20 protein-coding genes are annotated in these 13,136 nt (G+C 33.1%); 8 read left to right on the top strand and 12 right to left on the bottom strand.

Annotated features, from left to right (window positions below):
* Window positions 1-46: 46 nt before the first annotated feature.
* The 7 genes from IQ237_RS10200 to IQ237_RS10170 all read right to left on the bottom strand — a co-directional run bounded on the left by IQ237_RS10200 (window position 47) and on the right by IQ237_RS10170 (window position 6,792).
* Window positions 47-1,372 (bottom strand): radical SAM protein, encoded by a 1,326-nt coding sequence (locus IQ237_RS10200; protein ID WP_194054696.1) that lies wholly within the window; start codon window positions 1,370-1,372, stop codon window positions 47-49.
* 266 nt (window positions 1,373-1,638) lie between these two features.
* A complete protein-coding gene (locus tag IQ237_RS10195) occupies window positions 1,639-2,595 on the bottom strand; it encodes a glycosyltransferase (RefSeq protein ID WP_194054694.1) in 957 nt (318 codons plus the stop codon).
* A 48-nt stretch (window positions 2,596-2,643) separates the two neighbouring features.
* Window positions 2,644-3,252 (bottom strand): class I SAM-dependent methyltransferase, encoded by a 609-nt coding sequence (locus IQ237_RS10190; RefSeq protein WP_194054692.1) that lies wholly within the window; start codon window positions 3,250-3,252, stop codon window positions 2,644-2,646.
* Between the two features lie 15 nt (window positions 3,253-3,267).
* Window positions 3,268-4,185, bottom strand: coding sequence for a glycosyltransferase (locus IQ237_RS10185; RefSeq protein WP_194054690.1), 918 nt, complete (start codon window positions 4,183-4,185; stop codon window positions 3,268-3,270).
* Window positions 4,186-4,190: 5 nt separating this feature from the next.
* Complete coding sequence (locus tag IQ237_RS10180; RefSeq protein WP_194054688.1) at window positions 4,191-5,210, bottom strand: NAD(P)-dependent oxidoreductase; 1,020 nt, start codon at window positions 5,208-5,210, stop codon at window positions 4,191-4,193.
* Window positions 5,211-6,407: a nucleotide sugar dehydrogenase gene (locus IQ237_RS10175; protein ID WP_194054686.1), complete on the bottom strand. Its 1,197-nt coding sequence runs from the start codon at window positions 6,405-6,407 to the stop codon at window positions 5,211-5,213. It lies immediately after the preceding gene.
* Between the two features lie 241 nt (window positions 6,408-6,648).
* The gene (locus tag IQ237_RS10170) at window positions 6,649-6,792 is read right to left on the bottom strand and encodes a DUF3368 domain-containing protein (RefSeq protein WP_194054676.1); all 144 of its coding nucleotides are present in this window, start codon (window positions 6,790-6,792) and stop codon (window positions 6,649-6,651) included.
* A 108-nt stretch (window positions 6,793-6,900) separates the two neighbouring features.
* Between IQ237_RS10170 and IQ237_RS10165 the strand changes: the two genes are divergently transcribed.
* The 8 genes from IQ237_RS10165 (at window position 6,901) to IQ237_RS10130 (ending at window position 9,757) form a co-directional block, all read left to right on the top strand.
* A complete protein-coding gene (locus IQ237_RS10165) occupies window positions 6,901-7,134 on the top strand; it encodes a hypothetical protein (protein WP_194054674.1) in 234 nt (77 codons plus the stop codon).
* 10 nt (window positions 7,135-7,144) lie between these two features.
* On the top strand, window positions 7,145-7,291 hold the full coding sequence (locus IQ237_RS10160; RefSeq protein ID WP_228019981.1) for a hypothetical protein: 147 nt from the start codon (window positions 7,145-7,147) through the stop codon (window positions 7,289-7,291).
* Between the two features lie 12 nt (window positions 7,292-7,303).
* Window positions 7,304-7,525 carry a hypothetical protein gene (locus tag IQ237_RS10155; RefSeq protein WP_194054672.1) on the top strand — a complete coding sequence of 74 codons (222 nt, stop codon included), beginning with the start codon at window positions 7,304-7,306 and terminating at the stop codon, window positions 7,523-7,525.
* Window positions 7,526-7,533: 8 nt separating this feature from the next.
* Window positions 7,534-7,935, top strand: coding sequence for a type II toxin-antitoxin system HigA family antitoxin (locus tag IQ237_RS10150; RefSeq protein WP_194054670.1), 402 nt, complete (start codon window positions 7,534-7,536; stop codon window positions 7,933-7,935).
* A gap of 287 nt (window positions 7,936-8,222) precedes the next feature.
* Window positions 8,223-8,435 (top strand): hypothetical protein, encoded by a 213-nt coding sequence (locus IQ237_RS10145; protein ID WP_194054667.1) that lies wholly within the window; start codon window positions 8,223-8,225, stop codon window positions 8,433-8,435.
* A gap of 7 nt (window positions 8,436-8,442) precedes the next feature.
* Window positions 8,443-8,664: a nucleotidyltransferase domain-containing protein gene (locus tag IQ237_RS10140; protein WP_228019978.1), complete on the top strand. Its 222-nt coding sequence runs from the start codon at window positions 8,443-8,445 to the stop codon at window positions 8,662-8,664.
* Window positions 8,665-8,852: 188 nt separating this feature from the next.
* Window positions 8,853-9,320: a DUF29 domain-containing protein gene (locus IQ237_RS10135; protein ID WP_194054665.1), complete on the top strand. Its 468-nt coding sequence runs from the start codon at window positions 8,853-8,855 to the stop codon at window positions 9,318-9,320.
* 11 nt (window positions 9,321-9,331) lie between these two features.
* Complete coding sequence (locus tag IQ237_RS10130; protein WP_194054663.1) at window positions 9,332-9,757, top strand: DUF29 domain-containing protein; 426 nt, start codon at window positions 9,332-9,334, stop codon at window positions 9,755-9,757.
* A gap of 99 nt (window positions 9,758-9,856) precedes the next feature.
* Here the strand turns inward: IQ237_RS10130 and IQ237_RS10125 are convergent, their stop codons facing one another.
* From IQ237_RS10125 to IQ237_RS10105, 5 genes are all read right to left on the bottom strand, one after another.
* Window positions 9,857-10,528, bottom strand: coding sequence for a Uma2 family endonuclease (locus IQ237_RS10125; RefSeq protein WP_194054661.1), 672 nt, complete (start codon window positions 10,526-10,528; stop codon window positions 9,857-9,859).
* Between the two features lie 119 nt (window positions 10,529-10,647).
* The gene (locus IQ237_RS10120; protein ID WP_194054659.1) at window positions 10,648-10,902 is read right to left on the bottom strand and encodes a UPF0175 family protein; all 255 of its coding nucleotides are present in this window, start codon (window positions 10,900-10,902) and stop codon (window positions 10,648-10,650) included.
* A gap of 45 nt (window positions 10,903-10,947) precedes the next feature.
* On the bottom strand, window positions 10,948-11,553 hold the full coding sequence (locus tag IQ237_RS10115) for a hypothetical protein (RefSeq protein ID WP_194054657.1): 606 nt from the start codon (window positions 11,551-11,553) through the stop codon (window positions 10,948-10,950).
* 96 nt (window positions 11,554-11,649) lie between these two features.
* Window positions 11,650-12,201, bottom strand: a complete 552-nt coding sequence (locus tag IQ237_RS10110; RefSeq protein ID WP_194054655.1) for a Uma2 family endonuclease — start codon at window positions 12,199-12,201, stop codon at window positions 11,650-11,652.
* Window positions 12,202-12,287: 86 nt separating this feature from the next.
* A complete protein-coding gene (locus IQ237_RS10105) occupies window positions 12,288-13,046 on the bottom strand; it encodes a Uma2 family endonuclease (RefSeq protein ID WP_194054653.1) in 759 nt (252 codons plus the stop codon).
* Window positions 13,047-13,136 lie beyond the last annotated feature (90 nt).

Genomic DNA, 13,136 nt, shown 5'->3' with positions numbered 1-13,136 from the left:
TTGTTACCTAATTGTTACCTAGTTTGTTAAATAAATCGTGTTTTCGTTAATTAGTTCTCAGACTTTCCACTAAACTTTGGAATTTTTTATGTCCATCAACTTGACGTTGATAATTACCATCCATTGTTGCACCTTGATAGCGATCTAGTTGACCTTTTTCTCTGAGAGTATGTAAAGGAGTACCTTCAATTTCTGCTGTTCCTGACTCTTGATAAGTGTCAAAAGGTAAAGAAGCAATAAACCGCTTAGTATCTAACATTTGTTCTTGAGTTTCTCCTGGTAATCCATAGGTGAAAGTACCATGAACTGTCATCCCTAATCGTTTAGCTTCAAAAACTGCCTGACTGGCATATTCTAAGTCAAGATGTTTGTTAACTATCTTATCTACCACATACTGATTACCACTTTCAAAGCCTAATTTTACTCCAAAGCAACCGCTTTCTTTCATCACTTTCCAAGTGTCTAAAGGAATTGTATCTGCTCGACACATAGCAGACCAAGGAATACCAATCCTACCCATCACTTCGCACATTTGTAAAACGTGACGATTACCTAAATTGAAGGTATCATCATCAAAATAAATACACTTATATTGATAGCGTTCTATCAATTCTCGAACAAAAGCCTCCATATATTCTGGAGAATATTGTCTAACTGTACGCGGGTTTTTACCTTCGGGATCATTGCCAGTCATGGCGGCTGGCCATACACAGAAAATACATTTAAAAGGACAACCGCGACTACTCCAAATTTGAGCATGGGGTGGTCTTTGTCCTATGGGGTTTGCATCCCAATAACGATAAGCGTGTAGTTCATCAAAGTAGGGAAAAGGAGATTGATTCATTTCTTCTATTGTCAGAAGATCATAATCAATAATACCGGATTCTCCATTAATTACACGGACACTACCTTTTTCATACTCACCACGAATACAAGCATAAACTGGGTAGTTATTGAGAATTTCCTCTGATTTTGTTGTGGTAATTGGTCCTGTGACAACTATTTTACAATCAGGAAGCAGTTGATGAATTTGTCTAATTAATTGGCTGTCATGTTCCCAACTAGGAGTAGCTATTTCTATGAAGATATATTGATATTTTTCCTCTTGTAAGTGGTCAAAATAAGTTTGATAGGATTCTCGGATAGCGAGACTATCACGAAATCGGACATCTGTTTGCGTTTTTTTCTGGGTATAGGTGGTTGCGTATCCCATAAAGAAGGGATAGGGTAAATAGTCACCAAATTGATACTGGTCTGGTGCGGATCTGACTAGGTAGGTGAATGGCCAACGAGAACCTGCTCTCACACCTGCACGCCAATAACCACTTTCTTTGTTTTCCCACCAGGGAGGATTACTAAATAGGATTTTCATAGATGTTTTGGTAATTTTGAAACATTGTATCTTTTATACCCAGATTTATCCAGGGAGTTTCATTATTTGATAATTTTTAACAAATTTTAACTAAATAGTAAGGCTGGAAATTATGTTACCTTTGAGATAGGGTAGTTGAATCAGCACAAGCTATTGCTCTATACATAATATAAAATTTAATCATGATTCACCAACAGGATGGTAGTTATGGCAAATATAACACTAAATAAGTTACAAGAATTGTATAGTGAATCAGTGCATTGATATTAAATAATTTCTCGTAAAAAATCCAATAATACTTTCATTCTTTGATCATAGGTATGATGAGCTAAAACTAATTTTTTACCTTCTTCACTGCGTCTTTTTCGTTCCTCACTATTGGCTAAATATTCAACTGCTTTCGCCCAAATATCCTCATAACCATCACTATAAACAAGGGTATCACCAAAGGTATTTTCCAAGGATTCAAAGTAATCGGAAATAATAAAACCTCCACAAGCTAAAATATCGTAAATTCTTAAATTAATAGTTTCCCATTCTAAGTGTTCACTAATATGGGCATTGAGATTAATTAAACTTTCAGAATATAATTTAGGTAAATCTGGCATGGGTAACAAACCACGACAAACGCTGTCTAAGGGGGGTATTGTCCACATATTACCGTAAATTACTAAGCCCAAATTAATCAGGGGTGCAAAATAGCGTTGGTTAACCGATGCGCTTCTAATACCATTACCCACAAAAGAAAGGGGATATTCATATAAACCACAGGTTTGAGGATAGAAAAAATCTGCATCGGTAGCAAAGGGAATAACTGCTCCATCAGCACAATGATATTTTAATTTTTGACTGGTGAAAAGATAGCCATCATATTTATTTTTGATGAAGTTATGAAATGCCTCCACTGTGCCACCTTCATAAATTAGCCCCGCTCCACCTGTTTTACCAAGATGTTGAGGTTTTTGGTAGGCATTTTGCAGATAAAAAAGATTTTTAGCTTGAGGATGTAATGGTTGATTGGGATGAAAATGAATGACAACATCTAGTTTTTCTTCTATTACATCATTCATGTTATATAAGTTAACTGATTCCACGAAATCAGTTTTTAATAAGGATTTTTGCCAGCCTCTGGCTATGAGTTCATCACCAGTAACATTCCCCCCTTTAATATCTAAAGTGCCAGTTTGGAAAAGACGTATACCTATTTTGAGTTTATTTTTCATTATGATTATTTATTTAATAATTTATTTCTCTTGATTTTATCCTTCTAATTAACTTATTGATGCCAGCCAAATCCAGTTGTAAAACAGTTGAAACTTTGGAAAAGACTCCCTCACAGCCTTAGCAACTCCCCAAGTTCCCTCATCAGAAAAATCATCTCCTGCTAAAAAACCATGAGGCTTAACTTTCCTTAAAGCTAAATTAATCAGATTTTTCACTGATTCATAATCATGGGACGTATCTATATAAATAAAATCAAACACCTGAGCAGTATTTTGCAGAAAATTCACATCAAAATCAGACACCAAAAATACATTACCACTCAAGCCAAGTTTTAATAAATTAGACCTAGTTTTTTGTAAATCAGGAGCTTGACCAAAACCTGCTTCCTGCCAAGTTAAATTTCTTTTCTCTTCCGGCCAATCATCACAAAAACGATCTTCAAATTTATCCACCCCCACAATCATACAATCAGTTCTACCTAATTCTTCTGCTATAGCTTTCATGTAAGCTATATCTCGACCATAATACACACCAATCACACAAATATTCTTGATATCAGGATGAGATAAAGCTTCCCTAAAAAACTGCCAGTGATGTTGACCAGAATAACCAATACAAACAGAATTAATTTCTTCCATTCTTGTTAAATTAACCATATTCATATTCCTTTATTACAAAATTTCTTTAAGATACTTAACTACAGTTTCCATCCTGTGTTCATAACTATGATGACTCAGAACTAATTTCCTTCCCTCTTCTGCTTTTTTCTTCCTCAATTCAGTATTAGATAAATAATAACTAATTTTAGCCCATTCATCTTCATAACCATCAGTAATTGGTACTAAATCACCAAAAGTTTCCACCAAAGAATCTACATGATCCGATAATACAAAACCCCCACAAGCTAAAATATCGTAAATTCTTAAATTAATAGTATCTAACTCCGCGTGTTGCGTAATATGAGCATTCAAATTAATATCACAATCTGAATATAACACAGGTAAATCTGGCATAGGTAGCTTTCCTAACCATGCTTGAGACAAGGGAGGTTGCCACATATTGCCATATATTACCAAACCAAACGGTAAAGCCGGAGCAATATATCTTTGATTGACATCAGGACTTCTGATCCCATTACCCACAAAAGAAACTGGAAAATTATATTTACCCGCAGGTTGTGGATTAAAAAACTCTGGATCTGTGGCAAACTCTACCACAGCACCATCTCCACAAAAGTTTTTTAATCTTTGACTCGTATAAATATAACCCTCAAATCTATCTTTAATCTTCTCAAACACACCCACTGTTCCCCCCGGATAGGTTTCTTTGGGAAAAGCGTTTTGCAGATAAAGAATATTTTTCGCCGTGGGATGTAATTCCAAAAACGGATTAAAATGAATAACTACATCTAAATCTGCTCTCATCAAATCTTGTGCGCCATAAATATCTGTCACCTCAACTTTTTCATGTCTGGCTAAATACTTATGCCATCCCCTACCAATTAATTCATCACCTTGAATATTTCCCTGTTTATTAATATCAAAAGTATCTATTCCAAATAACTTAATTCCTACTTTAAATTTTTTCATATCAATTATATTCCTCCTATCTCTATTTGCTCTTGAATCCAAGGAATAATTTCATCTAAGGATTCACTTAAAGATGTAGTAGCTTCAAATCCTAACATATTCTTAGCTTTTTCTACACTAGGAATCCGCTTTTGTACATCATATTTAAAAGGTTGCTCAGAAATATAATTAAATGGTTTATCACCTTTAATTTTTTGCCAAATTAATTCAGCTAATTCTAACACTGTAGTAGAAACTGATGTTGAAAGATTAAAATCCTCATTAATTGCTTTTTCACTTTCAACGCAGATTCTAATCCCTTTCGCTAAATCTCCTCCATAGGTATAATGTCTAATTTGATTTCCTGAACCAAGAATATATAAAGGATCTTGACCTTTTAAAATCTTCTGTACTAAATCTGGTACAACATGACTCATGGCTAATTTAATATTACCAGAGGAAATTTCTTTATCACATAAAGCCCGTTTTTCTCCAGTACCAATACAGTTAAAAGGTCTAAGAATCGTGTAGGGTAATTTATATTGTTCCCATGCTCCTTGAGCGAAATATTCACAGGCTAATTTTTGAAACCCATAGGTAGATAGAGGAGGAGGACATTTTAATTGTTCACCTTCTGGACTGGGAAATACATTGGTACTTTCAAATACCATTGAAGAAGAAATCACATTAATTTTCTGCAATTTTTGAGTTTTAAAAGCCCAAATAGCAGCATCAAATGTAGAAGCAATAATCCGCTCGTTTTCTGCTAATAAATCATAAGCATATTCATGAAATAAAGAAATCCCACCGATCATAGCAGCACCAGCTACTACCTGATCACATTCTGCTATCAAATCTTTAAGTAATTTAACATCTTTAGCATCTCCTTCTACAAAATGATAGTGAGGATGTTGATCATAACTTTTGCTCACCTTACCATATTTAGAAAAGTTATCAATGCCTACAACTTCATGACCATGTTGTAAAAGTTCCTCTATTAAATACCCGGCAATAAAACCTGCTGAACCAGTTACTAAAATCTTCATTTAAAATAGTCCTCCTTGTCCATAAAAATTCCAAACATCTACCAAAATCTTCTGTTCACTAATAACTAAATCTTGGTATTCCCAATGAGGAGTAGCCAAAATAATTATATCTGAATTATCTATTAAATTTTCTGCACTGACAAAATCACTTTCATGAATGTATACATCTGAGCATAACACTTTTTTAGCTTCAAATTCTAAAACCTTTTTCAGTTTATAGGAAAGCGATTCTCTTTTATCATCATTATTTGCTTTAAAAGCCATCCCTAATATACCGACTGTTTTTTGTTTTAAATCATATTTTTCTTGTAATCTATTGACAACAAAATTGGGTAAACCTTCGTTAACCAACATAGCGGTATGACCCATAAAAAAGCTATTACTGCTATAAGCTGCTACCTGCATAGTATCTTTGAGCAAACAAGGACCCGCTGCAAAACCAGGTGCGGGAAAATTTGCTGCTCTAGGATATTTATAGGTAATAGCATCGTAGATTTTATAAAAATCTAAGTTGTTTTGAGTAGCAATTTGGTAAAAATAGTTAGAAATGGCAAATTGAATATATCGCCAAGAATTAGTAAATAATTTGGCTAATTCTGCTTCTACAGGTGTTAGGGAAATAATGTCATCAGTGAGTGATTGAAATAATGTTTTAGCTTCATTTTCCGCAGTTTCATCAAAAGATGATACAATTTGTGGTAAGGATTTTAATTCTTCCATCGCCTTACCTTCAGCAATTCTTTCAGGACAGAAAGAAACCTTAGTTTGTTTATTTTTAGATTCTAAATAATTTTTAATCTTCTCTGTTGTTCCCGGATAAACTGTACTGCGTAAAATAATATGTTGTTCATCAGAAATTAAATGAATTATATCATTGAAGAACTTTTTAAACAAAGTAAATTGCGGGTTTAAATGCTCATCTACTGGTGTACCAATGACAACTATCACAAAATAACTATCAGCAATTACTTGTTGATTATTAGAAATAAATAAAGTCTGCTCTAACACCTTTTGTAAAATAGGTTCTGCCCCTTTTTCAATAAAAGGCATTTCACCCTGAGAAACCTTATCTATTGTCGCAGCATTGATATCATATAAAACTACCTTTTTACCTGTTTCTGCAAGAGAAATACCTAAAGGTAAACCTACATGACCTAAGCCACCAATTATACAAACATCATAAAGAAAGTTTTTCATAGTTGCATGAATAAAGAAATACTTTGCACTTAAAAAGTCATTGGCTTCAAAAATTTAGACTGGCTAAATTGGCTCACCATAGGTATCGCTCCTTAAATTACCCCCATAATCGTAGAATACCCAAAGTTGACCAAAATCTATCATCTCCTAGATACGTGAATATTTATTGAAATAAATCTTTACAATTAACATCAGCAAACCCAAAAATCATTATTCAATGCTTTTAAACTGATTTATATTTTTATTCACAAACTTGAGATTTAAGAATATTCACTATATTATCTGACAACCATAACCCCGCATCTCGTAAAGCCTCAATTCCTGGAGATATATTAGAAATAAGTCCCCGGCTTTTTGCTAAAATTATTACCCCACCAGTACCCATAGTAATAATACTTAACGATTGACCACAACGCCTAGCTGATCTAACATCAACAATAGCGGTACTGTTAGACCAGAGAAGATAATAATTATCCCCAATCCAAATAAAACTATGGTTATTCCAGAACTTGAAAAACAACTGCTTCAACTCTCTACCCCTGAAAAAATGTACATCATCCAATTACTAGCACAAAGCCTTACTCTGGATCATCCAAACGACAAAACCCTTACAGAACAACCTAGTAAACTTTCCGAATTTTTTCGTCAATCTCCATTAACTGAAGTAGCTGAAGAATTAGACCTGAGTAGAAATAAAAGTTTACCCCGTGACAATTTTATCCCATAACTTAATTCCTGTGAATTATCTTCTTGATACTTGCTTAATTTCTGAGACTATTCATAAACAACCAAATCAAAAAGTTTTAAATTGGCTAGATGAACAACTTCCAGAAACACCTTACCTCAGTGTAATTACAATTGGTGAAATTGCTAAAGGGAATTGAGGAGACAGAACCATGAAAATTAAAGTTATTAATGAAGAAAAAAATATGCAAGAAGTAATTCAAGTTTTATTGACACATTTAGAACCATCAAAAGTTTTAAAATTTTGGGCTGCTTGTAATTTTGGTGAAGGTGATTATTTACAGACTAAGGAAAAATTATTCGCTGAAGAAACAGTTGCTAGTTTATATACAAAAATCAAAGAGTATCAGGAAAATAACCAATTATCAGAGTAAAAATGATAATGACCCTTACTTTTAATCCAGATAAATACAAGGAACTATTAACAGCGTATCTTCCTAAGCTGATCAAAACTGAAGCTGAAAATGAGCAAGCTTTAGCAATAGTAGAAGATTTAATGCACCGGAAACGGACTCCTGAAGAAAATGAAATTTATCAGTTATTAATTACTTTAATTGAAAAATTTGAACAAGAACACTATCAATTAAATCAGCAGAATAAACCAGAGTCTATGTTATTATTTTTGTTAGAGGAATCTGATAAAAATAGAGAGGATTTAGTAGCGGTATTCGGGACTGAAGATATAGTTAATAATATTTTCAATGGACAAGAAAAAATAAATGCAGAACAAGCGCGAAAACTGGGAGAGTTTTTTCATGTAGAATCAAGTTTATTTATGGAATAATATTAAATTCGTCTATTCCTCCGTAGTTAGGAAAATGTCAAGTAAGTAGGTTGGGTTGAACAAAGTGAAACCCAACAAAACCTTGTAAACGTTGGGTTTCGTTCCATTGCGTCGCAACGCTAACGCGAACAACCCAACCTACAAATTTTATTATTTTGAGCTTAACCGACAAGTATTGGGTTGGGTTAACGCAAGGAAACCTACTTTTTTGGTAACTTTGATTATAATGAGGTATATCAGGCAAAAATTACCATCTCTGTAATTTTGTACTATGAATAGGTGAAAAAATGGAAACCACAAATAGAAAACAAGCTTTATTGAAAGCAATTTATGAACGACTAGAACAAGTTTATGAAGACACACTAGAAGATGTATTGGAACTGTTAAATTTTTCTGAACGTGAAGATGCTGAGGATATTGCAGATGCGGTTGCTGAATTAGAAGACGCAAAGGTAAACGGTACAATATCCTGGGAAGATTACCAGAAGAAAATAAAATAATTAAAATATGGAAACACTAATAGTAAATAAAATTTTAGAGAAAGTTAAAACATTCCTCCAAAAAACCTATCAAGATAATTTAGATCAAGTTATTTTGTTCGGTTCTCGTGCTAGAGGTGATCATCATGCTGATTCTGATATAGATATTCTAATTGTATTAAAACAACCGTTTAACTATTCTCAGGAAGTTGAAATAACAAGTGTTTTTATTTCTGAATTATCCTTATAATTTGATTTAGTTATTTCTCGCGTTTTTGCGGAAACTCAAGATTTTAACTCTAAAAATACTCCTTTTTTCATGAATATTAGAAAGGAAGGAGTGATTTTATGAAAGATGAACTCAGGGTAATTATGAGTGTGATATAATAGAAAATAACCAATTATGAATAACTACTACTAAAAAAAGGAATTTATATGATGTTCAACATCACACAAAACCAACTAAAACAACTGTATGAAATTGACGATTATCTCTGGTTAGAAGAAACCATTAAAATTTTAAAAACCAAAGATTTACAAAATTTAGACATAGAAAATTTAATTGAGGAGTTAGAAAGTTTGGGAAGGAATGATTTAAATAAAGTTAGAAGTCTGTTAAGACAAATCATAATTCATATTTTACTGTTAGAATATTGGCAACAGGAATATGAACGCAATTATCATCATTGGAGAGGAGAAATTATAGCTTTTCGAGATGACTTAAATAATAATTTAACGACAACTTTAAAAAACAAATTAATTCAAGAATTAGAAAACATTTATAATGTTGCTGTGAAAATTGTCAGTACAAAAACGGGATTATCTAAAAATGTATTTCCTGAAAATTGCCCCTATTCCTTAGAACAACTATTAGATGATAACTGTTATCCTGAAAAACATTCATGAGGTAAAAGAAAATGAGTAGTCTGTATAACAAAGATTATGCTTATTGGGCTGAAGAAATGGCAGCGAAATTACAACAAAGGAAATTTGATGAATTAGATATTGAAAATTTAGTAGAGGAAATTAAAGATTTGTCCAAACGAGAAAGAGATAAATTGCTTAGTAGTCTGCGTTTAATTATTCATCATTTACTTAAATGGGATTATCAACCAGAAAAACGTTCCCGAAGTTGGCAAATAACCATTAAAAGAGAGAGAAATAATATTGCATTCTACTTAGAAGATAGTCCTAGCTTACAAAAATATCTTGCTGATGATTGGCTAAAAAAGGCTTATCTGAATGCAAGTTTAGACGCTACCAAAGAAACCGATTTAGACTTTCCCGCAGAATGTCCTTATCAAATTTCACAAGTTTTAAATCGTGATATTGAACTAGAATAAACACAAGTATTCAGCTATAGCAATCGTTCATAACCAGATCCCCGACTTCTAACATCAATTGATCATTTGTGAACAAAATAAAAAAAGAAGTCGGGGATCTTATCTCTGATATAACTTTTCAATAAAACTTTTATGATTTTCTGACTTTAAATTTTTCCCTAATTCCCCTAAAACTTCAGCTAAATTTTCCTCAAGTAAAGCATTAACAGATAACACTAATCCCGGAAATTCCCGACTTTCAATTAAACCTAAATTATCCGGTTCAAGTTTTTTATACTCTCCTTGATCTAAATAAAACCAATCAATTTCTTGATCATAAACTCGCCACACAATATATTCCTTCACTCCATGACGACGATAGACATTTAACTTATCATGTAAATCATAGGAAACCGTTGAACCAGAAATTTCTACTATTAATTCCGGCGCACCTTCAATATAATCATCATCACTAATGCGAGATTGTCCCCCTAATTCTGATTTAATTCTCAGTAAAGCATCCGGTTGAGGTTCATTGTCTATATCTAATCTGACTGTTGTATTATCAGCTAATTCTACCCCCGGAGTTTGGGAAACATATAAGCCCAACCAAGTTATAATTAAACTATGAGGAAAACCATGACCTTTATATCGTAAAGCAGCAGCCATATAAACAACTCCATTAATTAATTCTACCTTTTTATTTTCAGATATTTGTTCATAGCGTTTTTCAAATTCAAAACGATTCATGCGATCGCCATTTTCTAAAATGGGAATCCTTTTAGTTAACATTGTTAGCTCTCCTTGCTAAATTTAAAATTTGGTTATTCACCCGCTTGAGTTTTCAGAATAATTTAGCTTGTTTACTTTTGAACAAAACAATCAGAGGAGAAGAATTAATGATAATGCGATTAATCAACATTTGCCATTTCCTCGGCTAATTCTTCCGCCGTATATTGCATAAAATCCACACGATAACGTGATAAAGCATTGATAAATTCAGCACGAGTTAAACCAGCTATTTCCGCAGCTTTATTTTGCGAAATATCACCTAACTCATACCATTTAACAGCAGCAGCAATTCTCATTTCCTGTACAAACTCTTCTGGATTTCTCCGTAGGGAAGAAAATACTGTTTCTGGCAATTGAATAGGTATGGTTTTCATAAATAAATGGAAAAGTTAATTTAATCTTTCCTGTATTCTATTATATCATTTCACCTGCTCAAAACTAGCATTAAATAAAAAATTAACAGCTTCCATCAATGCTTGTAAATCATCCAACACATAATATTTAACATTCTTCACAAAATCCACAGCTTGTAAAAATCCAAATTCCCACAATTTACCATTAGAAACTATCCCAAACAACCTACTATTTTCCTCACCATTAATTTTTTGTGCTGCTACCAACTCCGCTAAACACTGTCCCCAACCTTCCTCAAAATTATCCTTTTTTGCTTCTACAATAATTAAATAAGGTTTCTCTAAAATTACCTTTCCTCTAGGAGAACGTTGGGCAATCATATAATCAGGAATACCAGATAAATTTTCATCATAATTTAATGCTTGATGACTCCACAGCAGTAATTTATCAGCGTAATTTCTCCATACCTCTACTAAAATCGGATAAATAATACTTTCACAAATAGCATATTCTGAATTGAAAATTACCCCTTCCTGTAATAGAAAGTTTAATCTATTTTGAAAATACGGATCAATTTCTATCGGTATTTGTTCAATAAAATTCCTTTCAGAATAAGTGATAGGAAACTCCTGTAAAACATCAGCAATATTTTTGTATTTATTAAAAGACATAATTACAACATTAATAAATAAAATTTTGACTTTTGACTTTTGACTTCCCGAAGGGTGTCCTGGACATCCTGATATGGCTTACGCCACGCTTCGCTATCAGACAGAATAAATTAATAACTGACTAACAATAATATCAACATTTGGGAAAGCTAAAGGATTAATTATTGGTTCTTGCCATTTCATTTCCACCAAATAATCACCATTTTCAGGATGCCGAAAAACAATTAATTCTTTACTTTGTAAATTAATAATCCAATATTCAGGTATTTTTGCCTCAGCATAAACCTTTTTCTTAATCAATAAATCTTTAGCTAAACTCGTATTAGCAACTTCAATTAACCAAAAAATATCCTCTGCATAAGGATGATGTTGATCATATTTAGAGTCAGGCAATTTAACAATTGCAATATCTGGTTCAGGTTCAGAATTAGATAACGTAATTGGACCATTAAACCTAACATCCGCTTTTCCTTGTAAAAGACTGGCTAAATAACTAACACCTCTTTTAGCAGTATTATAATGTTGAGGTAATTCGGGACTCATTTCTATAATTTCCCCATCTATTAATTCACAGTTTCGACCTGTTAAAATATCAGCAGCAATCATATTATGATAGTCGGCAACCGTCCATTTAACTAAAGTTTTCATTGTTTAAAACCTTAACTTCAACTTATCTACCTAATATATCCAGATCCCCAACCTCTTCAAGAAATCGGGGATCTATCACCTGATTGTTACTCTAAACCATTGACATCAACACCAGCATTTTTCAATAATTCCCTTAACCTCGCTATTTCTAATTCTGCATCATCCGCACGTTGTTTTTCCTGTTCAGCACGTTGTGTTTCCTGTTCACTAACCTCTTTATCAGTTAACAGCAACTCACCATCTAAAGTTTCCCACCGTAACCAAACCGTATCCACACCTCTATACACACCTTGCCAACACACTAAAGCTAATTGCAATTTCTTACTAATATAGCGATTTTTCTCATCACGGGTGAGAGGTTGATATACTCCCTCAACAATAGCAAAACCCTCCCAATCATCAGGATTAAAAGGATCATACCAGAAATACTCCGGTACTCGCATCCGGTCTTGATAAACTAATTTTTTCTTAGTTTTATCATAATTAGCAGTGCTTTCTGATAATAACTCTATTACCACATCAGGGGTTTTTCCTTCTTCCCAAACTACCCAGCTTTTTCTTTCCTGTTGTGATACATCTAAAACACAGAAAAAATCAGGACCTTTATAATCATATTTTTTTACTTGGTAGGGACTAAAATAAACAAACATATTCCCTGCGGCAAAACCATCTTGACGTTTTTCTAACCAAGGGTAGATGGTTTCCAAAAGTAAATCCATTTGATATTTATGTCGCAGAGTTTCCATAACGTCATCGTCATCACAGGGGAGATCATGTTGGGTGGGAAAATTAATCAGTTGTTCTTCTGAGTTGTAAATTGTTTCTTCTGTGGTGAATGGGAGCATAATTTTATTCACTCCTATTTTCTCTGTAATTTATTAATTATATCCCCAAAATGTGTAGAGACAATTCATGTAGCTTGCTTACCACAGGGT

The sequence above is a fragment of the Sphaerospermopsis sp. LEGE 08334 genome (assembly GCF_015207205.1).
GTDB lineage: Bacteria > Cyanobacteriota > Cyanobacteriia > Cyanobacteriales > Nostocaceae > Sphaerospermopsis.
Note: the sequence above shows the minus strand (reverse complement) of the source record. Positions and strands in the feature narration are given on the sequence as shown.

Coding starts and splice junctions, on each gene's coding strand:
- IQ237_RS10175 (WP_194054686.1), bottom strand. CDS start 6,407: ATGAAAAACTTTCTTTATGATGTTTGTATAATTGGTGGCTTAGGTCAT.
- IQ237_RS10115 (WP_194054657.1), bottom strand. CDS start 11,553: ATGTCTTTTAATAAATACAAAAATATTGCTGATGTTTTACAGGAGTTT.
- IQ237_RS10155 (WP_194054672.1), top strand. CDS start 7,304: ATGAAAATTAAAGTTATTAATGAAGAAAAAAATATGCAAGAAGTAATT.
- IQ237_RS10185 (WP_194054690.1), bottom strand. CDS start 4,185: ATGAAAAAATTTAAAGTAGGAATTAAGTTATTTGGAATAGATACTTTT.
- IQ237_RS10190 (WP_194054692.1), bottom strand. CDS start 3,252: ATGGTTAATTTAACAAGAATGGAAGAAATTAATTCTGTTTGTATTGGT.
- IQ237_RS10130 (WP_194054663.1), top strand. CDS start 9,332: ATGAGTAGTCTGTATAACAAAGATTATGCTTATTGGGCTGAAGAAATG.
- IQ237_RS10120 (WP_194054659.1), bottom strand. CDS start 10,902: ATGAAAACCATACCTATTCAATTGCCAGAAACAGTATTTTCTTCCCTA.
- IQ237_RS10125 (WP_194054661.1), bottom strand. CDS start 10,528: ATGTTAACTAAAAGGATTCCCATTTTAGAAAATGGCGATCGCATGAAT.
- IQ237_RS10110 (WP_194054655.1), bottom strand. CDS start 12,201: ATGAAAACTTTAGTTAAATGGACGGTTGCCGACTATCATAATATGATT.
- IQ237_RS10180 (WP_194054688.1), bottom strand. CDS start 5,210: ATGAAGATTTTAGTAACTGGTTCAGCAGGTTTTATTGCCGGGTATTTA.
- IQ237_RS10140 (WP_228019978.1), top strand. CDS start 8,443: ATGGAAACACTAATAGTAAATAAAATTTTAGAGAAAGTTAAAACATTC.
- IQ237_RS10150 (WP_194054670.1), top strand. CDS start 7,534: ATGACCCTTACTTTTAATCCAGATAAATACAAGGAACTATTAACAGCG.
- IQ237_RS10195 (WP_194054694.1), bottom strand. CDS start 2,595: ATGAAAAATAAACTCAAAATAGGTATACGTCTTTTCCAAACTGGCACT.
- IQ237_RS10105 (WP_194054653.1), bottom strand. CDS start 13,046: ATGCTCCCATTCACCACAGAAGAAACAATTTACAACTCAGAAGAACAA.
- IQ237_RS10135 (WP_194054665.1), top strand. CDS start 8,853: ATGTTCAACATCACACAAAACCAACTAAAACAACTGTATGAAATTGAC.
- IQ237_RS10170 (WP_194054676.1), bottom strand. CDS start 6,792: ATGGGTACTGGTGGGGTAATAATTTTAGCAAAAAGCCGGGGACTTATT.
- IQ237_RS10200 (WP_194054696.1), bottom strand. CDS start 1,372: ATGAAAATCCTATTTAGTAATCCTCCCTGGTGGGAAAACAAAGAAAGT.
- IQ237_RS10145 (WP_194054667.1), top strand. CDS start 8,223: ATGGAAACCACAAATAGAAAACAAGCTTTATTGAAAGCAATTTATGAA.
- IQ237_RS10165 (WP_194054674.1), top strand. CDS start 6,901: ATGGTTATTCCAGAACTTGAAAAACAACTGCTTCAACTCTCTACCCCT.